The organism is Pseudomonas sp. B8(2017) (assembly GCF_002113575.1).
In the GTDB taxonomy this organism is placed as follows: Bacteria; Pseudomonadota; Gammaproteobacteria; order Pseudomonadales; family Pseudomonadaceae; genus Aquipseudomonas; species Aquipseudomonas putida_Z.
The window spans coordinates 158133-180840 of the sequence record NZ_NEIO01000005.1; the positions used below are offsets into that span (position 1 = coordinate 158133).

General features: G+C 64.0%; 17 protein-coding genes. 14 read left to right on the top strand and 3 right to left on the bottom strand.

Annotated features, from left to right (window positions below):
• Window positions 1–7: 7 nt before the first annotated feature.
• The 9 genes from pilW to CAG22_RS10450 all read left to right on the top strand — a co-directional run bounded on the left by pilW (window position 8) and on the right by CAG22_RS10450 (window position 9802).
• Entirely contained in the window at window positions 8–769 is a 762-nt protein-coding gene (gene pilW / locus CAG22_RS10410) for a type IV pilus biogenesis/stability protein PilW (protein ID WP_025337776.1), read from the top strand.
• Complete coding sequence (locus CAG22_RS10415; RefSeq protein WP_085705435.1) at window positions 766–1833, top strand: RodZ domain-containing protein; 1068 nt, start codon at window positions 766–768, stop codon at window positions 1831–1833. The genes pilW and CAG22_RS10415 overlap by 4 nt, the downstream gene beginning before the upstream one ends.
• Before the next feature lie 2 nt (window positions 1834–1835).
• Window positions 1836–2945: a flavodoxin-dependent (E)-4-hydroxy-3-methylbut-2-enyl-diphosphate synthase gene (gene ispG, locus CAG22_RS10420; RefSeq protein ID WP_003257869.1), complete on the top strand. Its 1110-nt coding sequence runs from the start codon at window positions 1836–1838 to the stop codon at window positions 2943–2945.
• Between the two features lie 25 nt (window positions 2946–2970).
• Window positions 2971–4260, top strand: a complete 1290-nt coding sequence (gene hisS, locus CAG22_RS10425; RefSeq protein WP_075043833.1) for a histidine--tRNA ligase — start codon at window positions 2971–2973, stop codon at window positions 4258–4260.
• Window positions 4261–4299: 39 nt separating this feature from the next.
• Complete coding sequence (locus CAG22_RS10430; protein ID WP_015269019.1) at window positions 4300–4938, top strand: tetratricopeptide repeat protein; 639 nt, start codon at window positions 4300–4302, stop codon at window positions 4936–4938.
• Window positions 4939–6081 (top strand): outer membrane protein assembly factor BamB, encoded by a 1143-nt coding sequence (gene bamB / locus CAG22_RS10435; protein ID WP_025337779.1) that lies wholly within the window; start codon window positions 4939–4941, stop codon window positions 6079–6081.
• A 117-nt stretch (window positions 6082–6198) separates the two neighbouring features.
• Window positions 6199–7662 carry a ribosome biogenesis GTPase Der gene (gene der, locus CAG22_RS10440; RefSeq protein WP_025337780.1) on the top strand — a complete coding sequence of 488 codons (1464 nt, stop codon included), beginning with the start codon at window positions 6199–6201 and terminating at the stop codon, window positions 7660–7662.
• 212 nt (window positions 7663–7874) lie between these two features.
• Entirely contained in the window at window positions 7875–9023 is a 1149-nt protein-coding gene (locus CAG22_RS10445; RefSeq protein ID WP_085705436.1) for a pyridoxal phosphate-dependent aminotransferase, read from the top strand.
• The gene (locus CAG22_RS10450) at window positions 9011–9802 is read left to right on the top strand and encodes an amidohydrolase (protein ID WP_015269022.1); all 792 of its coding nucleotides are present in this window, start codon (window positions 9011–9013) and stop codon (window positions 9800–9802) included. The genes CAG22_RS10445 and CAG22_RS10450 overlap by 13 nt, the downstream gene beginning before the upstream one ends.
• 127 nt (window positions 9803–9929) lie before the next feature.
• Here the strand turns inward: CAG22_RS10450 and CAG22_RS10460 are convergent, their stop codons facing one another.
• Window positions 9930–12485 carry a sulfite reductase flavoprotein subunit alpha gene (locus CAG22_RS10460; RefSeq protein ID WP_085705437.1) on the bottom strand — a complete coding sequence of 852 codons (2556 nt, stop codon included), beginning with the start codon at window positions 12483–12485 and terminating at the stop codon, window positions 9930–9932.
• Between the two features lie 254 nt (window positions 12486–12739).
• Window positions 12740–15013: a TonB-dependent siderophore receptor gene (locus CAG22_RS10465; protein ID WP_085705438.1), complete on the bottom strand. Its 2274-nt coding sequence runs from the start codon at window positions 15011–15013 to the stop codon at window positions 12740–12742.
• Between the two features lie 222 nt (window positions 15014–15235).
• On the opposite strand from CAG22_RS10465, the gene CAG22_RS10470 reads away from it, so the two are divergent.
• Together CAG22_RS10470 and CAG22_RS10475 are read left to right on the top strand one after the other, a co-directional pair.
• Complete coding sequence (locus CAG22_RS10470; protein WP_085587454.1) at window positions 15236–15916, top strand: Fe2+-dependent dioxygenase; 681 nt, start codon at window positions 15236–15238, stop codon at window positions 15914–15916.
• A 3-nt stretch (window positions 15917–15919) separates the two neighbouring features.
• A complete protein-coding gene (locus CAG22_RS10475) occupies window positions 15920–16669 on the top strand; it encodes a tetratricopeptide repeat protein (RefSeq protein WP_085587456.1) in 750 nt (249 codons plus the stop codon).
• A gap of 280 nt (window positions 16670–16949) precedes the next feature.
• On the opposite strand, the gene CAG22_RS10480 is transcribed toward CAG22_RS10475, so the two are convergent.
• Complete coding sequence (locus tag CAG22_RS10480; protein WP_025337787.1) at window positions 16950–18113, bottom strand: type III PLP-dependent enzyme; 1164 nt, start codon at window positions 18111–18113, stop codon at window positions 16950–16952.
• A 494-nt stretch (window positions 18114–18607) separates the two neighbouring features.
• Here CAG22_RS10480 and CAG22_RS10485 point away from each other — a divergent pair, with 494 nt between their 5' ends.
• The 3 genes from CAG22_RS10485 to CAG22_RS10495 all read left to right on the top strand — a co-directional run bounded on the left by CAG22_RS10485 (window position 18608) and on the right by CAG22_RS10495 (window position 22626).
• Window positions 18608–19105: a sigma-70 family RNA polymerase sigma factor gene (locus tag CAG22_RS10485; RefSeq protein WP_085705439.1), complete on the top strand. Its 498-nt coding sequence runs from the start codon at window positions 18608–18610 to the stop codon at window positions 19103–19105.
• A gap of 20 nt (window positions 19106–19125) precedes the next feature.
• The gene (locus tag CAG22_RS10490; RefSeq protein ID WP_085705440.1) at window positions 19126–20088 is read left to right on the top strand and encodes a FecR family protein; all 963 of its coding nucleotides are present in this window, start codon (window positions 19126–19128) and stop codon (window positions 20086–20088) included.
• A 108-nt stretch (window positions 20089–20196) separates the two neighbouring features.
• Window positions 20197–22626, top strand: coding sequence for a TonB-dependent siderophore receptor (locus CAG22_RS10495; RefSeq protein WP_085705441.1), 2430 nt, complete (start codon window positions 20197–20199; stop codon window positions 22624–22626).
• Window positions 22627–22708 lie beyond the last annotated feature (82 nt).

The following is a 22708-nucleotide window of genomic DNA, read 5'->3' on the forward strand; positions in this document are numbered from 1 at the left end:
CTTGCCCATGAGCCTGCGCGCCGCGCTGTCGATCCTTGCGCTTTCGCTGCTGGCCGGCTGCGTGTCGGGCGGCGCGAGCGACCCCCTGGCCAGCCGCCAGGGCAGGGCAGAGGCGGGGCGGGCCTATGTGCAGCTTGGGCTGGGTTATTTGCAACAGGGTTTGACCGAGCAGGCCAAGGCGCCGCTGGGCAAGGCCCTGGCCCTGGATGGCGGTGATGCCGATGCACACGCCGCCCTGGCGCTGGTCTTCCAGGCCGAAGGCGAGCCGGCGCTGGCCGAAACGCACTTTCGCAAGGCGCTGCAGGCACGCACGGGCGACACGCGAATTCGCAACAATTACGGCAGTTTCCTTTATGCTCAGGGCCGATTTGCCGAGGCCGAGCAGATGTTTCGCCTGGCCAGCGCCGATACCCTGTATCCTGAGCGCTCACGCGTGTACGAGAACCTGGGCCTGACCGCTCTGAAGCTCGAGCGCCGCGACCAGGCACATGCGTATCTGCTGAAAGCTTTGCAACTCAACCAGCGGCAACCGAAAGCGTTGCTGGAAATGGCTGAGTTGTCCTACGAAAACAGGCATTATGTGCCGGCCCGGGACTACTACGATCGTTTCAGCCAGTTGAGCGACCACGATGCCCGTAGCCTGCTGCTGGGCAGCCGCCTTGCCAGGGTATTCGACGAGCAGGGCACACTGGCCGAGCTGGGCCAGCAATTACAACGACTTTATCCCGGTACGCCGGAATATCAGCAATACCTGTCGGAGCAACGATGAAAGCCGCGCATCCCGAAGTAGCAGTAGCGCCTGGCCAGAACCCCGGTGAGCTTTTGCGTCAGGCCCGTGAAAACCGGGACTGGTCACAAGCCGAGGTGGCCCGCAAGCTCAACCTCACTGTCAGTTCGTTGAACCACGTGGAAACCGGCGCCTTCGACAAGCTGCCGGGGCATACCTTCGCCCGTGGTTATATCCGCGCCTATGCCAAGCTGATGGACCTGGACCAGGCTGCCCTGGTGGAGGCCTTCGACCGTTACACCGGCACCCACGCCAAAGGCAGCGACGTGCACTCGCTGGGCCGTATCGAAGAGCCGGTGCGCCTGTCGCACAATATCCTGCGCGGCGTCAGCCTGCTGCTGCTGGTGGCCGTGGTCGGTGGCGGCTTCGTCTGGTGGCAGGACCAGGGCAGCCTGCGTGGCAAGGACCTGGCCAAGATCGCCCTGGAGCACGTCGAAGTCGAAAGCGCCGACGGTACCACCCAGATTCACCCGCTCGATGAGCCTGAAGACCAGGCTGTTTCCGCTGGGCAGCAGCCCGAGAGCGCGCCGCTGCCGCTGGAGCAGGGCGCTGCCGAGCAGCCTGCCGCCGCCGAACCGGCACCGGCAAGCCCGGCACCTGCCGCTACTGCTACTGCTACCGCTGCCGCAGTGCCGGCACCGGCCCAGCAGGCGCCTGTGCCACCGGTCGCCAGCGCCCCTGCTGCCACGCCTGCGCCGGTAGCACCGGTTGCCCCGGCTCCGGCCCCGGCGGCTGTTGCACCTGCTACGCCGGTAGCGGCCGTGGCCACTGCCGAGCCTGCCGCCCCCGCCGCAGTGCCGGCTGGCAGCGCCAAGGTCGCCATCCAGTTCGTCGCCGATTGCTGGACCCAGGTCACCGACGGCAACGGCAAGGTGCTGTTCAGCGCCATCAAGCGCAAGGGGGACAACCTCGAGCTGACCGGCAAGCCGCCATTCTCGGTACGCCTGGGCTTTGCCCGTGGCGCCCAGGTCAGCTACAACGGCCAGGCCGTCGATGTTGCCCCGTTCACCAGTGGCGAGACCGCTCGCCTGAAGTTGGGACAGTAATCATGCACGGCGAATCTCCGATCAAACGTCGCGAATCCCGCAAAATCTGGGTCGGCAATGTGCCGGTGGGTGGTGATGCCCCCATCGCGGTGCAGAGCATGACCAACACCGACACCAACGATGTGGCCGCCACCGTGGCGCAAATCCAGCGCCTGGTCGATGCCGGTGTGGACATCGTGCGCGTCTCGGTGCCGGACATGGACGCCGCCGAGGCGTTCGGCCGCATCAAGCAGCAGGTCAGCGTGCCGCTGGTTGCCGACATCCACTTCGACTACAAGATCGCCCTGCGCGTGGCCGAACTGGGCGTGGACTGCCTGCGTATCAACCCGGGCAACATCGGCCGTGAAGACCGTGTGCGCGCGGTGGTCGATGCCGCCCGCGACCGGGGCATCCCGATCCGTATCGGCGTCAACGCCGGCTCCCTGGAAAAGGACCTGCAGAAGAAGTACGGCGAACCGACCCCGGCAGCGCTGGTCGAGTCTGCCCTGCGCCACGTCGAGCACCTCGACCGCCTGGACTTCCAGGACTTCAAGGTCAGCGTCAAGGCCTCCGATGTGTTCATGGCCGTCGAAGCCTACCGCCTGCTGGCCAAGCAGATCGTGCAGCCGCTGCACCTGGGCATCACCGAAGCCGGTGGCCTGCGTTCGGGGACGGTGAAATCCGCTGTCGGCCTCGGTATGCTGCTGGCCGAAGGCATTGGCGATACCATCCGTATCTCGCTGGCGGCCGACCCGGTCGAAGAAGTGAAAGTCGGCTACGACATCCTCAAGTCGCTGCACCTGCGTTCGCGTGGCATCAACTTCATCGCCTGCCCGAGCTGCTCGCGGCAGAACTTCGATGTAGTCAAGACCATGAACGAGCTGGAAGGGCGCCTGGAAGACCTGCTGGTGCCGCTGGACGTGGCGGTGATCGGTTGCGTGGTCAACGGCCCGGGCGAAGCCAAGGAGGCCCATGTGGGGCTGACCGGCGGCACGCCGAACCTGATCTACATCGACGGCAAGCCGGCGCAGAAGCTGACCAACGACAACCTGGTCGATGAGCTGGAAAAGCTCATCCGCCAGAAAGCGGCCGAAAAGGCCGAAGCCGACGCGGCGCTGATCGTCCGTGGCTGACACACAGAATTCGTAAGGACTTTTCGTGAGCAAATCGCTGCAAGCCATCCGTGGCATGAACGACATCCTGCCAGAACAGTCGCCGCTGTGGCGCTACTTCGAAGGCACCGTGGCCGGCCTGCTGGACACCTACGGGTACAGCCAGATCCGCACGCCGATCGTCGAGTTCACCGAGCTGTTCAAGCGCTCCATCGGTGAAGTCACCGACATCGTCGAAAAAGAGATGTACACCTTCGAGGACCGCAACGGCGATTCGCTGACCCTGCGCCCCGAAGGCACTGCCGCCTGCGTGCGTGCCGTGCTCGAGCATGGCATCACCGGCAACGGCCAGGTGCAGAAACTGTGGTACATCGGCCAGATGTTCCGCCACGAGCGCCCGCAGAAGGGCCGCTACCGCCAGTTCCACCAGATTGGCGTGGAAGTGTTCAACCTCGACGGCCCGGACATCGACGCCGAGCTGATCATGCTGACCTGGCGCCTGTGGGGCCTGCTGGGTATCCAGGACGCGGTCAAGCTGGAACTCAACAGCCTGGGCACCAGCGAAGCCCGTGCACGCTACCGTGATGCGCTGGTCGAGTTCCTCTCGGCGCGCCTGGAGCAACTGGACGAAGACAGCCAGCGCCGCCTGAAGAGCAACCCGCTGCGCATCCTCGACAGCAAGGACCAGAACACCCAGGCGGTGCTGGTCGGCGCGCCGAAGCTGGAAGACTACCTGGACGAAGAGTCGCGCGTGCACTTCGAGGGCCTCAAGGCCCGCCTGGACGCTGCCGGCATTCCGTTCGTGATCAACACCAAGCTGGTGCGTGGCCTGGACTACTACAGCAAGACCGTGTTCGAGTGGGTAACCGACAAGCTCGGCGCCCAGGGCACCGTCTGCGCCGGCGGCCGTTATGACGGCCTGGTCGAACAGATGGGCGGCAAGCCGACCCCGGGCGTCGGTTTCGCCATGGGCATCGAGCGCCTGATCCTGCTGCTGGAAACCCTGGGCAAGGTGCCCGAGTCCATCAGCCGCCAGATCGACGTCTATCTGTGCGCCTTTGGCGAACAGGCGGAACTGGCAGGCCTGCGCCTGTCCGAAGGCCTGCGCGACCGCCTGCCGGGCCTGCGTCTGGCAGTCAACGCCGGCGGTGGCAGCTTCAAGAGCCAGTTCAAGAAAGCCGACAAGAGCGGCGCGCTGTTCGCCCTGATCCTCGGCGACGACGAACTGGCCAAGCAAGAGATCGGCTTCAAGCCCCTGCGTGGTCAGGGCGAACAACAGAACATTGCCTGGGATGCTCTGGCTGAGCACCTGGAAACCGCGATCGCTCAGGCGTAACGCGGTTCAACAAGCGAATAGGCGAAAAGGAGTATTGGGGTGTCGAGTACCGATGATGAACTGGCAGGGGTCAAGGACTGGTGGAACCGCAACGGCAAGCCGCTGCTGACCGGTGCCCTGTTGGCTGGCGTGGTGGTGTTGGGCTGGAATACCTGGCACAAGTACCAGAACAATCAGTCGCAAGGTGCCTCGCAGCTGTACCAGGCCTTGCTGGAGACCAGCCTGACGCCGACTGGCCAGCCTGACGCGACCAAGGTCGCGGAACTGGCCGGCAAGCTCAAGAGCGAGTTCGGCGGTACCGCCTACGCCCAGTACGGCAGCCTGTTCGTGGCCAAGGTCGCGGTCGAGACCGGCAAGCTCGACGACGCTGCTGCCGAGCTGAAGAGCGTGCTGGACAAGCCGGCCGATGCCACCCTGGGCGAAATTTCGCGTCAGCGCCTGGCTCGTGTGCTGGCCGCCCAGAACAAGGCCGAGGACGCCCTCAAGCTGCTCGACGGCGACGCCGACAAAGCCTTCCTGGCCAGCCGCGAAGAGTTGAAAGGTGACCTGCTGGTGCAACTGGGTCGCGCCGACGACGCGCACAGCGCTTACGAGAAAGCCAAGGCTGCGTTGTCCGATGAGGCGGCGGTCGGTGGCCTGCAATTGAAGCTGGATGACTTGGCCAAAGGGGACGCGTAAGTGATCGGTTGGAAACATGCAGCAGTGCTGACCCTGGCCGTACTGGCCGCAGGTTGCAGCAGCAACAGCAAGAAGGAACTGCCTCCGGCCGAGCTGACCAAGTTCACCGAGGAAGTGGTGCTGAAGAAGCAGTGGAGCCGTTCGATCGGTGACGGCCAGGGTGAGACCTACAACACCCTGGTACCGGCCATCGAGAACGACCGTATCTACGCCTCCGACGTCAACGGCGAAGTCTTCGCCCTCGACCGCATCACCGGCGACGTGGTGTGGAAGAAGGACCTCGAGCTGCCGGTTTCCGGCGCTGTCGGCGTGGGCTACGGCCTCGTCATGATCGGTACCCTCAAGGGTGAAGTCATCGCCCTGGACTCCAGCACCGGTGAGGAGCGCTGGCGCTCCCGCGTGACCAGCGAAGTGCTGGCCCCGCCTGCCAACAACGGTGAGGTGGTGGTGGTGCAGACCCAGGACGATCGCCTGATCGGCCTGGATGCCGCCACTGGCGACCGTCGCTGGATCTACGAAAACACCCCGGCCGTGCTGACCCTGCGTGGCACCGGCGCGCCGATCGCCACCAACCGCCTGGCCGTCGCCGGCCTGTCCACCGGCAAGGTGGTGGCGGTGGACATCAACAACGGCGTGCCGGTGTGGGAAAGCCGTGTGGCGATTCCGCAGGGCCGTTCCGAGCTGGACCGCGTGGTCGATATCGACGGCGGCCTGCTGCTGTCGGGTGGTACCCTGTACGTCAGTACCTACCAGGGCCGCGTCGCGGGCCTGGACCTGGAAAGCGGCCGCGTGCTGTGGCAGCGTGATGCCTCCAGCTACGTGGGTGTCGCCCAGGGCTACGGTAACGTCTATGTCAGCGAAGCTTCCGGTACTGTCGAAAGCGTCGACGAGCGCTCGTCCAGCGCCCTGTGGACCAACGACACCATGGCTCGCCGCCAGCTGACCGCGCCTGAAGTGTTCTCCAGCTACGTGGCGGTGGGCGACTTCGAGGGTTACCTGCACCTGCTGAGCCAGGTCGATGGCCGCTTCGTCGGCCGTGAGCGTATCGACAGTGATGGCCTGCGTGCCCGCCCACTTGTGGTCGGCGACACCATCTACGTCTTCGGCAACAGCGGCAAGCTCGAGGCACTGACCATCCGCTGAAGCTATGCTTGAAGCCTTGGCGGGCTTCAAGCCGCGGCGTAGGACACGCCGCCCGAACTCCGGCCGCTGCCTTGCAGCGGCCTTTGCATTTTCAAGAATTCAAGAGTGGAGAGCCGAATGGTTCCCGTAATCGCCCTGGTGGGCCGCCCGAACGTCGGCAAATCCACCATGTTCAACCGCCTGACCAAGACCCGCGATGCCATCGTCGGTGACCTGTCGGGCCTGACCCGTGACCGCCAGTATGGTGATGCCAGCTGGCAGGGTCGCTCCTTCATCCTGATCGACACCGGCGGTATCACCGGTGACGAAGTGGGCATGGACGAGAAAATGGCCGAGCAGTCGCTCATGGCCATCGAAGAAGCCGACTATGTGCTGTTTCTGGTCGATGCCCGTGCCGGCATGACCGCTGCCGACCAGATGATCGCCGAGCACCTGCGCAAGCGGAACAAGGAAGCGATCCTGGTTGCCAACAAGATCGACAACATCGATGCCGATGTGGCACGCGCCGAGTTCTCGCCGCTGGGCATGGGCAACGCCATCCCGGTGGCCGGCTCCCAGGGCCGCGGCATCAATGCGCTGATGGAGGCCGTGCTCGGCCACCTGCCACGCGACCAGGTCGAGGAAGCGCTGGACGCCGAAGTCGCCGAAGGCGAGGAAGCGGTGCGCATCCCGGGCCCGAGCGAGAAGGATGGCATCAAGATCGCCATCATCGGCCGCCCCAACGTCGGCAAATCGACCCTGGTCAACCGCATGCTCGGCGAAGAGCGCGTGGTGGTGTACGACCAGCCTGGCACCACCCGCGACAGTATCTACATCCCGTTCGAGCGCGATGACGAGAAGTACACCTTCATCGACACCGCCGGCGTGCGCAAGCGCGGCAAGATCCACGAGGAAGTCGAGAAGTTCTCGGTGGTGAAGACGCTGCAGGCGATCAAGGACGCCAACGTGGTGATCTTCGTCATGGACGCCCGCGAAGGCGTGGTGGACCACGACCTGAACCTGCTGGGCTTCGCCCTGGAAGCCGGCCGTGCCATCGTCATCGCCCTGAACAAGTGGGACGGCATGGAGCCGGGCGAGCGTGACTACGTGAAGACCGAGCTGGAGCGCCGGCTGTTCTTCGTCGATTTCGCCGATATTCACTTCATCTCTGCCCTGCACGGCACCGGCGTGGGCCACCTGTACAAGTCGGTGCAGGCCGCGTTCAAGTCGGCGGTAACCCGCTGGCCGACCAGCCGCCTGACGCAGATCCTCGAAGATGCCGTGAGCGAGCACCAGCCGCCGCTGGTCAACGGCCGCCGCATCAAGCTGCGCTATGCCCACCTTGGTGGTGCCAACCCGCCGCTGATCGTGATCCACGGCAACCAGACCGACAAAATTCCGAAGTCGTACTCGCGTTACCTGGAGAACACCTACCGGCGTGTGCTGAAGCTGGTCGGTACGCCGATCCGCATCGAGTACAAGGGCGGTGAGAACCCGTACGAGGGCAAGAAGAACACCCTCACCGACCGCCAGGTCAACAAGAAGCGCCGCCTGATGTCGCACCACAAGAAGGCCGAGAAGAAGCGCCGCGACAAGCGCTGATTCCGCGTCAGCTTCTTCGCGGGCTTGCCCGCTCCCACAGGTACTGCACAACCCTTGAGCTTCATGCAGTACCTGTGGGAGCGGGCAAGCCCACGAAGAGGCCCTTTGATCCAGCGCAAATCCCCCTATTGTTTCAACCTTTTTCCTGACCGCTCGATCCGCTATGCTCGGACTCCACCCCGTGCCGGATACACCCCAGGAAAGAGGGCTCCATGATCCGCAGCAAACTGCCGAATGTCGGCACGACCATCTTCACCACCATGTCCCAGCTCGCCGTGCAGACGGGCGCGCTCAACCTGTCGCAAGGTTTCCCCGACTTCAATGGCCCGCAGGCGCTGCTCGATGCAGTCGGCCGGCATGTGGCTGCCGGGCATAACCAGTATTCGCCGATGACCGGCTTGCCGGCCCTGCGCCAGCAGGTGGCGGCCAAGGTCGCGCGGCTGTATGGCGCGCAGGTGGATGCCGACCAGGAAGTGACCATCACCCCTGGCGCCACCGAGGCGATCTTCTGCGCCATCCAGGCAGTGGTGCATGCCGGTGACGAGGTAATCGTCTTCGATCCTTGCTACGACAGCTACGAGCCGTCCGTGGAACTGGCCGGTGGGCGCTGCGTGCATGTACAGCTGAGCGACGGCGATTTCCGCATCGGCTGGCAGAAGTTCAGCGATGCCCTCAGCCCGCGCACGCGCATGGTGATCCTCAATTCACCGCACAACCCCAGCGGTGCGCTGATTACCCGGGAAGACCTCGACCAATTGGCCCGGCTTATCGCTGATCGCGATATCTACCTGGTCAGCGATGAAGTGTATGAACACCTGGTCTACGACGGCGTGCGCCATGCCAGCGTGTTGGCCCACGAGCAACTGTATCAACGCGCCTTCGTGGTCAGCTCGTTCGGCAAGACTTATCACGTTACCGGCTGGAAGACCGGCTATGTGATCGCCCCGCCGGCGCTGAGTGCCGAGCTGCGCAAGGTACACCAGTACGTCAACTTCTGCGGGGTGACCCCGCTGCAGTGCGCCCTGGCCGATTTCATGGCCGAGCACCCCGAGCATATCGATGAACTGCCGGCCTTCTACCAGGCCAAGCGAGACTTGTTCTGCGGCTTGCTGGAGGGCTCGCAGTTCCGTTTCACCCGCACGGCGGGTACCTATTTCCAGCTGGTGGACTATTCGCAGATCCGCCCGGACCTGAACGATGTCGACATGTCGCTGTGGCTGACCCGTGAGCACGGCGTGGCGACCATCCCGGTGTCGGTGTTCTACCAGCAACCCATCCCCGAGCAACGCCTGGTTCGCCTGTGCTTTGCCAAACGAGAGGAGACGCTGCGTCAGGCAGCGGAAAAACTATGCGCGATCTGAGTACACTGCCGAACCTGAAAGTCGCCCTGGTGCAGACCACCCTGGCCTGGCACGACCGCGAGGCCAACTATGCGCACTTCGAGGTGCTGCTGGAGCAGGTGGGCGAAGTGGACCTGGTGATCCTGCCGGAAATGTTCACTACCGGTTTTTCCATGCAATCGGAAAGCCTGTGCGAGCCGGAAAACGGCCCGACCTACAAATGGCTGAAGGCCCAGGCGAAGAAGTACAACACGGTAATTACCGGCAGCGTGATCATCCAGGCCGCTGATGGCAGCCACCGCAACCGCCTGCTGTGGGCCCGGCCGGATGGCGAGATCCTGCACTACGACAAGCGCCACCTGTTCCGCATGGCCGGTGAGCACAAGCATTACACCCCAGGTGAGCGCCAGGTGCAGTTCGAGCTCAAGGGCTGGCGGATTCGCCCGCTGATCTGCTACGACCTGCGCTTCCCGGTGTGGAGCCGTGATGCCCAGGACACCGACCTGTTGCTGTACACCGCCAACTGGCCGGCTGCGCGCCGCCAGCACTGGAACCGCCTGTTGCCGGCGCGGGGTATCGAGAACCTGTGCTATGTGGCGGCGGTGAACCGGGTGGGCACCGACGGCAAGGGCTTTGCCTATTCCGGCGACAGCCAGGTGCTGGACTTCCAGGGCGAGAGCCTGCTCAGTGCCGGGGAGGCCGACGGGGTGTTCACCGCGGTGTTGAGCGCGGCGGAGCTGGCGGCCTACCGGGCCAAGTTCCCGGCCAACCTGGATGCTGACACCTTCGAGCTGCACTGAAGCTGTACCGGCCTCTTCGCGGGCTTGCCCGCTCCCACAGGTACTGCACAGCTTTCGAGATCTGTGAGTATCCTGTGGGAGCGGGCAGGCCCGCGAAGAGGCCAGTGCTGGCTACATCAATGCAAGATCAGTACACATCCCGCCGATACCGCCCATCCTCGATCAGCTGCTGCACAACCGCTTCCCCGAGGATGCCGTTGAGCGCCGCATCCACGCCGGCAGCCATGCCTTGCAGGCTGCCGCAGACATACACACAGGCGCCATCCGCGACCCAGCGCTTGAGCTCTTCAGCCTGTTGCAGCAACACATCCTGCACATACACCTTGTCGGCCTGATCCCGCGAAAATGCGAGGTCCAGGCGTGCCAGGTCGCCGTTGTCCAGCCAGCCTTGCAGCTCGTTGCCGCACAGCAGGTCGTGCGCCCGGTTACGCTCGCCGAACAGCAGCCAGTTGCGCTGCTCGCCAGCATTCACCCGCGCGCGGAGCAGGCTGCGCAGGCCGGCCAGGCCGGTGCCGTTGCCAATCAACACCAGCGGTGCAGCCGTTTCCGGCAGGTGGAAGCTGCTGTTGCGCCGCAAACGCAGGCTCAGCGTACCGTCAAGCGGCAGGTATTCGGTCAGCCAGCCGGAACCCAGGCCCAGGTTGCCATCAGCATGGCGTTCCTGGCGCACGATCAGCTCCAGCACGCCATCGCTGGCGATCGAGGCAATCGAGTATTCGCGGCTGCCGATCGGCACCAGGGCGTCGACCAGCGCCTGTGGCTGCAAACCGACCAGGTGATCGCGACGGGTCGGCAACTGCCGGCCGGCCAGCGCCTGGGCGAGGGTTTCGTCCAGGCCATTCACTTGCACCTTGGCCCCGGCATCCAGCGCCATGCCATCGAGGAAGGCGTCGATCCTCGGCTGGCCGTTGAGCGGCAAGATCTCCACCAGGTCGCCGGCTTCCCAGCTGGCGGGCTGTTCCGGTCGCAGGCCCAGCAGGTACACCGGCTGGCCCTGGCTGCCCGGGTTGAGCAGTTCGCGGCGCACCAGCGACCAGTTGCCGAAGCTCAGCGGCCGCCAGGCGGCCACTGGCTGGGCGCCGGTCAGTTGCGCCAGTTCCTGCTGCCACTGCTGCAGCGCGGCCTGGTCGGCGTTGTCCACTTCCACCGGGCTGAACGCACTGCTGGCACCGCGTTCACCCAGCCATGCCTGCAGGCGGCGGGCGAAGCCGCAGAAGTGCGGATACTGGCGGTCACCGAGGGCGAGCAGGGCATAGCTGAGGTTGTCCAGCGCCCAAGGCTGGCCGAGCACCTTGCGCTCGAAGGCGCGGGCGCTGTCGGGGGCTTCGCCGTCACCGAAGGTGCTGACCACGAACAGTGCACGGCGGGCCTGGCGCAGGTCGCTTTCACCCAGTTCTGCCAGGGCGCGTACCTGCACTGGAAGGCCGGCGGCCTGAAGCTGCCCGGCGCTCTGCCAGGCCAGTTGTTCGGCAAGCCCGCTCTGGCTGGCAAAGCCGATCAGCCAGCTGTCGCCGCTGGAAGTGTTGCTGGTGACGTTGCCACGGGCGGCACGTACCTGGCGCTTCTTGCGACGGCGGTCGAGGTACAGCAGCCAGCCGGTGACGAAGAACAGCGGCATGGTCAGGCTGGCGATGGTGACGATGATGCGCCCCGGCAGGCCGAAGTATTCGCCCACGTGCAGGGCGTAGACGCTCTGCAGCAGCTGGGCCTTGAAGGACTTGTCGGTGTAGCGGTCATGTCGTTTCACCTGGCCGCTGGCCGGGTCCAGTACCAGGGTGTTGAAGGCACGTGGGTGGTCGGCGTTGTCCAGCAGGTAGAACAGGTTGGCCGGCTGGCCGCCTACCGGTGGCAGGCGCAGGTTGTACATGGCCAGGCCCGGGCCGGCAGCGTCCTTGAGGTTGGCCCAGATCGCGTCGTAGTCGACCACCAGCGGCGGGGCGTTCTTGTCGATCTTCTGCGGCCCGTGGCGGCCCCGGCCTTCGCCGCGCTTTTGCTGCTGGCCGGCGGCCGGCGCGTCGGCCAGCAGCTTGTTCAGGCCCTCGCGGTACCACTCGTAGGACCAGAACAGCCCGGTCAGGGCGAACAGCAGGTAGAACAGCAGGCACCAGGTGCCGGCCACCGCATGCAGGTCCCAGTTGAAGGCGCGGCCTTTCTTGGCCCAGTCGAAGGTCAGCCAGGTGCGCCAGTCCAGCGCCTTGCGCGGCCAGCGCAGGTACAGGCCGGAGAGGCAGAAGAACACCAGCATCAGGGTGCAGGCACCGGTGATCTGCCGGCCGCTGTCGCCCATGGCCAGGAAGCGGTGCAGGTTGAGCATGAGGTTGAAGAAGCCTTGCCCGGCCACTTCTCCCTTGAGTTCGCCGGTATACGGGTCGGCATAGCGCAGCTGGCCACGGCGCTCGCCTGGCGGTGGGGTGAAGAAGACGCGTGCGGCGTTGCCTTCGCGTACATCGACCCACAGCATCGCCACCTTGTCGTGCTGCTGGGCCTCGACCCGCTGGACCAGTTCGGCCGGGGGCAGCACGCCCTCCGGGCGCACCTGGACCTTCAGGACATCGGCATTCAGCGCGCGCAGCAGTTCTTCCTGAAACGAGTACAAGGCCCCGGTGATACCCATCAAGGCCAGCACCAGGCCAGCGGTGATGCCAAAGAACCAGTGCAATTGGAACAGCGTCTTCTTCACCACATGATCACCTTGTGTTTCTGCCGCACACTGCGCGGCGTGCATTATGCCTTGATACGCAAAAGCCCCGCTCACGGGAATGAACGGGGCGGGGGCTTCTTCTGGTGGTCTCCTGTACTGGCCTCTTCGCGGGCTTGCCCGCTCCCACAGGAACTGCACAGCACTTGAACCCTGTGGAGTACCTGTGGGAGCGGGCAAGCCCGCGAAGAGGCCGTTACAGGAGCAGCCTTTCCGAGCAGATCAACCCCATCCCGGCATCAGAAGTGGAAGCTGGTGGTCAACAGCGCAGTCCGCCCGGCGGCCTGGTTGGCATAGTGCGCACTGTAGGCCTTGTCGTAGTAGACCTCGTTGGTGAGGTTCTGCACGTTCAACTGCAGGTCGACGTGCTTGGTCAGCTTGTAGCTGGCCATGGCGTCGTAGCGCCAGTACGAGTCGACCATCACGCTGTTGGTGGTGTTGCCGAACACTTCATCGACGTAGAAGGCACCACCACCAATGGTCAGCTTCGGCGTGATGTTGTAGGTGGTCCACAGGGTCAGGCTGTTGTTCGGTGTGTTAGGCAGTTGGTTGCCATCGTTGTAACCATCGATGAACACCGTGCCGACCCGCTGCGCGCCGCCGTCGACTAGCTTGGCATCCAGGTAGGTGTAGCCGGCGAATACTTGCCAGGCGTCGGTCAGCTTGCCGCTGGCGCTGAGCTCCAGGCCATCGACACGGGTCTTGCCGATGTTCTGGTAGGTGTTGTTATCCACCAGTACACGAGCGTCTTCCTTCTCGGTGCGGAAAATGGCTGCGGTCAACGCCAGGCGCTCGTCGAGCAGATCCCACTTGGTACCGATTTCGTAGTTGGTGGTTTGTTCCGGTTTCAGCTCGCTGGAGGTGGTGGCCGTGAGCACCGCGTTGGGGTCGGAACCTTCGCCGAGCGAGGCGCCAGGCGGGGTGGCGGAGGTGGCATAGGACACATAGATGCTGCCGTTCTCGGCAGGCTTCCAGGTCAGGCCCAGTTGGCCAGTGACGAACTCACTGGTGTCTTCGGTCTTGAAGCTGGTAGAACCGTTGGCCGCTTTGGTCTTGACCTTGGTGTCGAAGTGGTCGTAACGCAGGCCCATGGTCAGCAACCAGGCCGGGTCGAGCTCCAGCGTGTCGGTGAAGTAGATGGCGCGCGTGTTGCCAGAAGTATCGGCACCGGCTTCGGTGCGGCTGATGGTACCGTCCCACTCTTCATGCGGATTGGGGTTCGGGAACGAGGTGCAGACACCGGAGATCTGGCCTGTTGCACTCGAGCAGCTGCCAGCGCCGAAACCGGTGACGTCATAACCCGATTTCACCGATGTTTCCCGGCTGAGTTCGATACCGGTGGAGAAGCTGTTCTTCATGCCAGCAACGTAGAAATCGCCATACAGGTCGGTCTGGTTGGTGGTGGTGCGGGTGTTGGCGACACGGTTGTTCGGGCGACGCCAGACTTCACCGTTGAGGATGTTGCCCTTGCTGTCGTCTGGCTGGCTGTAGATGTAGTCCTGCAGCGTGTTGCCATGGCGCAAGGTGTTCTTGATGGTCAGCGAGTCGCTCAGGTCGTGCTCGATGCTGATGGTCGAGATATCTGCACGGCTCTTGGAGAAATCGCGACCGACCAGGCCGTAGTAGTTGCTGCTGCTGCCACCGCCGTGGGTCGGCTTGTCCGGGTTGGCCGAGGTGCGAGCGGCCGAGCTGCCGGAGCGCAGGCTGTAGGGAATACCCGAATCCGGCAGGTCGTCGCTTTCCACGTGGTAGTAGTCAAGGCTCACGCGGGTATCGGTGCCCAGACCGAACACCAGCGAAGGTGCCACGCCCCAGCGGTCGTAGTTGACCTCATCGCGGCCGGCGACGTTGCTTTTGTGGGTCATCAGGTTCAGGCGGCCAGCGACGCTGTCGCTGAACTGATAGTTGCCATCCAGGGTGTAGCGCTGGGTCTGATCGCTGCCCCAGGTCCAGGCGCCGTCGAGCGAATTGCCCAGGTGCGCACGCTTGCTGACCATGTTGATGGTGCCACCGGCAGCGCCGCGGCCAGCGATCGAGGAGTTCGGGCCCTTGGCCACTTCCACCGACTCGATGGCGAAGATTTCGCGGGTTTGCGAACCGGTATCGCGCACGCCGTCCAGGTACATCGAGCTCTGGCTGTCGAAGCCGCGAATGAATGGGCGATCGCCGGAGGGGTTGCCACCTTCGCCGGCACCCATGGTGATGCCCGGCACGGTGCGCAGTGCATCCTGCAGGGTCAGGGCGCTGGTGTCCTTGATCACTTGCTGCGGGATCACGGTGATCGAGCGCGGGGTATCTACCAGCGGTGCGGTGTACTTCTGCGAAGAGGCCTTGTCGACCTTGTAATCGGTGCTGGCCTGTTCAGCCTTGCCGTTGACGCTGGTGGCGTCGAGGGTGATAGCGCTGCTGGCGGCCGGGTCGGCGGCATAGGCCGACGAAGCGCTGAGGGCGACACCGATGGCAGACACGATCAGGCGTGGTGAACTCACTGCAGATGGTACGTACTGGCGCATTGCTAAGGACCTTCCCCAAGGTGTTAAGGCCGCGGATCTTAATGTAAGCAATTGTGACTCACAATTGAGAGTCGTTACCATTCGTGAAGAATTTACAATCTTTACAATTTGCCTTTACGGTTTCATCAAGCTGAAACGTCTTAAGCGGCGAATGGGGCTTGTGAAGCGCAAAAGGGAATCAATATCATTGGCGCCTTTACATTTTCCAACGGTGCTGCCGCCATGCTGCTTCACATCCCCGGCCTGTTTCACGCCGATGAACTGGCCCGTATCCGCGAGGCGCTGGAGCAGGCCGACTGGGCCGACGGCAAGATCACGGCCGGCTACCAGTCGGCCAAGGCCAAGCACAACCTGCAGTTGCCGGAAGGTCACCCGCTGGCCAAGGAGATCGGCAGTGCGCTGATCGACCGCCTGTGGCAGACCCCGCGCTTCATGTCAGCAGCCTTGCCGCACAAGGTGTTCCCGCCGCTGATCAACTGCTACCGCGAAGGCGGCAATTTCGGCTTCCACATCGACAACGCCCTGCGCCAGCCCAAGGGCAGCCCGGAGCGGGTGCGCACCGACCTGTCTTCCACGCTGTTCCTCAGCGATCCGGACAGCTACGACGGCGGCGAGCTGGTGATCCAGGACACCTATGGCGTGCAGCAGGTCAAGCTGGCCGCCGGTGACCTGGTGCTGTACCCCGGCACCAGCTTGCACAAAGTCAACCCGGTTACCCGTGGCCAGCGTTACGCCGCGTTCTTCTGGACCCAGAGCCTGGTGCGCGAGGACAGCCAGCGGGCATTGCTGTTCGAGATGGACAATGCCATCCAGCAACTGACTGCCGATGTGCCGGAGCATCCATCACTGCTACAGCTGACCGGCACCTACCACAACCTGCTGCGCCGCTGGGCCGAGGTCTGAGCCGTGTCCTATCAGTTGCGGCGTGAGGAAGTAGTGGATGTGGCCGGTTTGCAGGCCATGCTGGAAGAAAGCCCTGGCAAGGCCGCCCAGGCGATCCTGGCGGCGGCCGGGCAGGGCGCGGTGGAGGCACAGTTGCTGCTGGGGCAGATCCTGCTCGACGGGCGCGGCATTCAGGCGGATGCCGCCGTGGCCAGGCGCTGGTTCGGCATCGCCGCCCAGGGCGGCAGTGCCATGGCGCACAACATGCTGGGGCGTTGCCTGGAGCATGGCTGGGGCGGTGAGCCAAGCCAGGCACAGGCGGCCATCCACTATGCGCGTGCGGCCGATGCAGGGCTGGACTGGGGGCTGTACAACCTGGGCAACCTGCTGGCCACCGGGCGCGGCATACCGGCCAACCAGGCGCAGGCGCTGATGTGCTACGAGAAGGCCGCGCACATGGGCCATGCCAAGTCGATGAACCTGTACGGGCGTTACCTGGAGCAAGGCATCGCCACGGCGCCCAACCCTGCACGGGCGGTGCGCTGGTATCGGCGTTCGGCCGAGGCGGGGGACTTTCGAGGCATGTTCAGCCTGGGGCTGGTGCTGGTCGAGCGTGGGCAGGTGGCGGAAGCCGGGCCTTGGCTGGAACGGGCGCGGGTCGAGGGGAACATGAATTTCCTGCGCAGTGCGCTGGTGACCTTGCAGGGGGCGGGGCCGGTGTTGATGGCCTTTGCGGCGCGGTATGCCGAGGAGATCGAACGGCGAGGGAACTGAGGTTGCCTGTGCTGGCCCTATCGCCGGCAAGCCAGCTCCCACAGAGATATCACTGTCCTCCAGACCTGTGCTGTACCTGTAGAAGCCGGCTTGCCGGCTCTCACAGGGATATCACTGTCCTCCAGACCTGTGCTGTACCTGTAGGCGCTGGCTTGCCGCCTCTCACAGGGATATCACTGTCCTCCAGGCCTGTGCTGTACCTGTGGGAGCCGGCTTGCCGGCGATAGGGCCGGTACAGGAAAGCACAAATGAAAACGGGGCCTTGCGGCCCCGTCTTGCGTTACAGGTAGTAAGCCTTCAGCGGCGGGAAGCCGTTGAATTCCACTGCGCTGTAGCTGGTGGTGTAGGCACCGGTCGACAGCCAGTACAGGCGGTCGCCGATGGCCAGGTTCAGCGGCAGGCCGTACTTGTAGTTTTCGTACATGATGTCGGCGCTGTCGCAGGTTGGGCCGGCGATGACCACTTCTTCGGCCTCGCCTTTCTTCTCGGTCCAGATCGGGAACTTGATGGCTTCGTCCATGGTTTCGATCAGGCCGGAGAACTTGCCCACGTCGGTGTAGATCCAGCGCTCGACGGCGGTGCGCGACTTGCGTGCAACCAGGACCACTTCGCTGACCAGGATACCGGCGTTGGCAATCAGCGAACGGCCCGGCTCGAGGATGATTTCCGGCAGGTCGTCACCGAAGTCTTCCTTCAGGAAGCGGATGATCTCTTCGGCGTAGGTTTCCAGGCTGTTGGTCCGGGTGATGTAGTTGGCCGGGAAGCCGCCACCCATGTTGATCAGCTTCAGCTCGATGCCGTCTTCTTCCTTCAGGCGCTCGAAGATCACCTTGACCTTGGCGATGGCAGCATCCCATACGCTGATGTCGCGCTGCTGCGAGCCAACATGGAAGGAAATGCCGTAAGGCACCAGGCCCAGGTCGCGGGCGAGGATCAGCAGGTCCATGGCCATGTCGGTCTGGCAACCGAATTTACGCGACAGCGGCCAGTCGGCAGTGGTCGAGCCTTCGGTGAGAATACGTACGTACACTTTCGAACCCGGTGCGGCCTTGGCGATGTTGCGCAGGTCGGCTTCCGAGTCGGTGGCATACAGGCGCACGCCCTTCTCGTAGAAGTAGCGGATGTCCTTGGACTTCTTGATGGTGTTGCCGTAGCTGATACGGTCGGCGCTGACGCCGCGGCCCAGCACCTTGTCCAGCTCGTAGATCGAGGCGATGTCGAAGCTCGAACCTTTCTCTTTGAGCAGGTCGATGATTTCCACGGCCGGGTTGGCCTTGACCGCGTAGTACACCTTGGCGAATTCGAAACCAGCACGCAGGTCGTCGTAGGCCTGGCTGATCATCTGGGTGTCGATGAGTACGAACGGGGTTTCCTGCTTGTCGGCGAACGCCTTCATTTTCTGGAAGGTGTCACGCGCGAAATAGTCTTCGACCTGGATCGACATGCTCAGGGACTCCATGGGCAAACTGAAAATTTAAGTGGCTGCAAACTGAACGTCCTCCGTATCCCCACTTTGGTTCGCCTACTCAGTACTTGAGCCGGATGGATCGTTTCCAGCATGGACGTTCGGCGCGCACTTTAGGGCGTGAAGAATGCAGAATCAACAGGCAATCCGGGCGTGATCGACGCGGATCGACGACCTGCCATTTGAATAACCGACCCATGTGACCGGCTGATGTTCCCCGGAGTGTTTCAAGCGTAAAAAATAGTGGAATGGAACGCGTTGGCTCCTTCGCGGGGACGCCCGCTCCCACAGGCATCTCGCGGTTCCTGTGGGAGCGGGCGTGCCCGCGAAAGGGCCTCAGGTGTTCATATTTATGGCCACATTTTCCTGGCACCGCCGTGCATGAAAAAGGCGATAAATTTTTTGTTACCGACTGGCGGAATTGCCGTGTTTGATGAGAAACATTACTATTCGCACCCTTGTCTGCCTCCCTGATGACCCCGACCGTGTCCGGACCCAAAGGCTTCCTCGACCACTACCATGAGCTGATCGGCACCTGGACGCGCAAGTTGCGCAGTCGACAGCAGGCCGAGGACCTCACCCACGATGCCTTTGTCCGGGTACTGGAAAACCCGCGCGAGCAGGTCGAGCAGCCACGCGCCTACCTGCACCAGACTGCACGCAATATTGCGGTGGATGGTTTCCGGCGCGAGGACCGCCGCCAGGCCCTGGAGCTGGAAGCCTACGACGAAGGCGTGGCCGCCAGTGGCGACCCCGAGGCCTACGTGCATGCGCTGGAGCTGGCCGACAGTGTCGAGCGTGCGCTGGCCGAACTGCCGCTCAATTGCCGGCAGGTGTTCATCTGGCAGAAGCTCGAAGGCCTGACCCAGGCCGAGATTGCCGAGCGCATGGGGTTGAGCAAGAACATGGTCGAAAAGTATATGATCCGCACGCTACGGCATCTGCGTGAGCACCTGGATGTGTCGGCATGATGAGTCAGGAGACCTTTTCGATGAAACAGCACGGTACCGATACCGTCCGCGAGCAGGCGGCCGCGTGGTTCGCCCGGGTGCAGGATGCGCCTCGCGATGCCGGGCTGCAGGCGCAGCTGCACGCCTGGCTGGAAGGTGATGCACGGCACCGTGATGAGTACCAGCAGCTCGCCCGCCTGTGGCAGGCCACCGACTTCATCCCGCGCCAGCGCCTGGAAGCGCTGTGCCAGCCGGCCCCGGTACGCCAGTTGCCACGTCGGGGCTTCGTGCGCCAGGCCTTGGCCGCCAGCGTGGCCGCACTGGCGTTGGGCCTGGGCTGGGGCGGCTGGCACTACCAGCAACTGAATCACCAGGGCAGCTTGCAGACTGCCTTCAACGAACGCCGCCAGGTCGAACTGCCGGATGGTTCGCACCTTGAACTCAACGGCAGCACGCAAGTGCAGGTCGCTTTCAGCGCCGGCCAGCGGCATGTCCGGCTGATGGCGGGTGAGGTGATGTTCACCGTCGCCCACGACAGTGGCAGGCCGTTCGTGGTCAACACCGCCCAGGGCAGCGTGACTGTCACCGGTACCCGTTTCGACGTCCGCCTGGACCCGGCCAGCACCCGCGTGGCGGTGGAGCAGGGCTCGGTGCGTGTGCAGGGCAAGGGCGCCTCGCTGGCGCAGCTCACGGCGGGCCAGGGCTCGCATATAGATGCACAAGGTCAGGTGGCCGCGCCCTATGCGGTGAATACCAGCGCCCTGACTGCCTGGCGCCAAGGCAGGCTGGTGTTCGACAACGCCACCCTGGCCGAGGTGGTGGTCGAAGCCTCGCGTTACCGCAGCCAGCCGCTGCGGGTCGCCCCCGGTAAAGTCGCCCAGCTGCGGCTGTCCAGCACCTTCAGCACCGACGACACCGACGCGCTGCTGCGTGCCTTGCCGAGCATCCTGCCGGTGGCCATCAAGGCCCATGAAGATGGCTCGCGCGAAATAATCGCGAAATAGATTCAGGTTTTTTTCCGCTCGTTCGTCTTCCCCGCCAGCTGCAACTGCCAAGCATTTCCATTTGCATGCGGTTGGCGTTTATTCCGTATTCCAGGAAGTTTCGACGACGTGAACAACAACAAGCCCTTCCCACGCTTCCGCGCCCTGGCGCTGGCCCTGGCGGTCAGCGCCGTGGCCGTCAACAGCCAGGCCGCAGAGGCCGGCAGCACCATCCAGATCCAGGCCCAACCCTTGGCTTCGGCGCTGAACCAGCTGGGCCAGCAGACCAACCTGCAGCTGTTCTTCAGCCCCGAGCTGGTGGCCGGCAAGCAGGCCCCGGCGGTGTCCGGCCAGCTGGCGCCCGAGCAGGCGCTGCAGCAGCTGCTGCAAGGCAGCGGCCTGACCTACGAGATGTCCCAGGGCACCGTGGTGGTCAAGCCGGCCCAGGCCGATGGCACCCTCACCACCGGCAGCCTGGAGCTGGCGCCCACCGACATCAAGGTGGTGGGTGACTGGCTGGGCGATGCCCAGCAGAGCGTGGTGCAGAACCACCCCGGCGCGCGCACCGTGGTACGCCGCGAGGCGATGGTGGAGAAGGGCGCAATGAACGTGCGCGACGTGCTGCGCGGCATCCCGGGCGTGCAGGTGCAGGACTCCAACGGCACCGGCGGCAGCGACCTGTCGCTGAACGTGGGTGTTCGCGGCCTGACTTCGCGCCTGTCGCCACGCTCCACGGTGCTGATCGACGGCATCCCGGCCGCCTTCGCGCCCTATGGCCAGCCGCAGCTGTCGATGGCGCCGATTTCCTCGGGCAACCTCGACAGCATCGACGTGGTGCGTGGCGCCGGTTCCGTGCGCTATGGCCCGCAGAACGTCGGCGGGGTGATCAACTTCGTTACCCGGGCGATCCCGGAGAAGGCCTCGGCCGAGCTGTCCACCACCTTGGAAACCTCCCAGCATGGTGGCTGGAAACACACCGAGTCGGCCTTCGTCGGCGGCACGGCGGACAACGGCATGGGCGTGGCGCTGCTGTACACCGGGGTGAATGGCAACGGCTACCGTGAAAGCAACAACGGCAACGACATTGACGACGTCATCCTCAAGACCCACTGGGCGCCGACCGACGTTGACGAGTTCTGGCTCAACTTCCACTACTACGACGGCCGAGCCGACATGCCTGGCGGCCTGACCCAGGCGCAATACGACAGCAACCCGTACCAGTCGCTGCGCGACTACGACTACTTTGCCGGCCGGCGCAAGGACGTGTCGTTCAAGTGGCAGCGCCAGTTCGACGACGCCACCCAGTTCGAAGTACTGACCTACTACACCGACAGCTTCCGCGGCAGCTCCATTGCCTCGCGCGACATGAAGACCCTGTCGTCGTACCCGCGCAACTACCATACCTTTGCCATCGAACCGCGGCTGTCGCGGATCTTCTTCGCCGGCCCGACCACCCAGGAAGTCAGCGTGGGTTACCGCTACCTGAAGGAAGCGATGCGTGAGCAGTCGACCCGCCTGGCGCTGATCGACAACGTGCCGACGCCGACCCCGACCTCCGACGGCCATGTGTTCCAGGACCGCAGCGGTGGTACCGAGGCCAGCGCCTACTACATCGACGACAAGATCGACGTGGGTAACTGGACCATCACCCCAGGTATCCGCTTCGAGCATATCAACACCGACTGGCGCGACCGCCCGGTGCTCGGTGCCAACGGCCAGCCGGTGCCGGAGAAGAAACGCAGCATCACCAGCAACGAGCCACTGCCGGCGCTGAGCGTGATGTACCACATCTCCGATGCGTGGAAGGTGTTCGCCAACTACGAGACCTCGTTCGGTAGCCTGCAGTACTTCCAGCTGGGCCAGGGTGGTACTGGCAACAGCACGGCCAATGGCCTGGAGCCGGAAAAGGCCAAGACCTACGAGATCGGTACCCGCTATGACAATGGCGGCTTTGCCGGTGAGCTGACGGCGTTCTACATCGACTTCGATGACGAACTGCAGTACATCAGCAACGACGTGGGCTGGACCAACCTCGGCGCGACCAAGCACCAGGGTATCGAGGCCTCGGTGCGCTATGACCTGGACGGGCTGGACCCGCGCCTGGAAGGGCTGTCGGTGAGCGGTGGCTACACCTATACCCGCGCTACTTATGAAGGGGACATTCCTGGCTTCGAGGGCCGTGACCTGCCGTTCTATTCACGCCAGGTGGCCACTGCCGGGGTGCGTTACGCGGTCAACCACTGGACCTGGAACCTGGATGCCTACGCCCAATCCAAGCAGCGCGCGCCGGGTACCGGGATCAATGCCGATGGCAGCTTCAACGGCGACTACATCACCGAGCCGAGTGCGGATGGGCAGTACGGTGATATTCCGGGTTACGTGACCTGGCATGCCCGTGGCGGGTATGAGTTCGGGCCCCAGATGTCCAACCTGAAGCTGGCGGCGGGGGTGAAGAACCTGTTCGACAAGCAGTACTTCACCCGCTCCAGCGACAACAATGCCGGCATCTATGTGGGTGAGCCGCGGACCTTCTATGTGCAGGCCAGTGTAGGGTTCTGAGCCGAAATCGTCGGGGCCGCTATGCGGCCCATCGCCGGCAAGCGCGGCTCCCACAGGTACAGCGCCACCCCGTAGGCTTGTA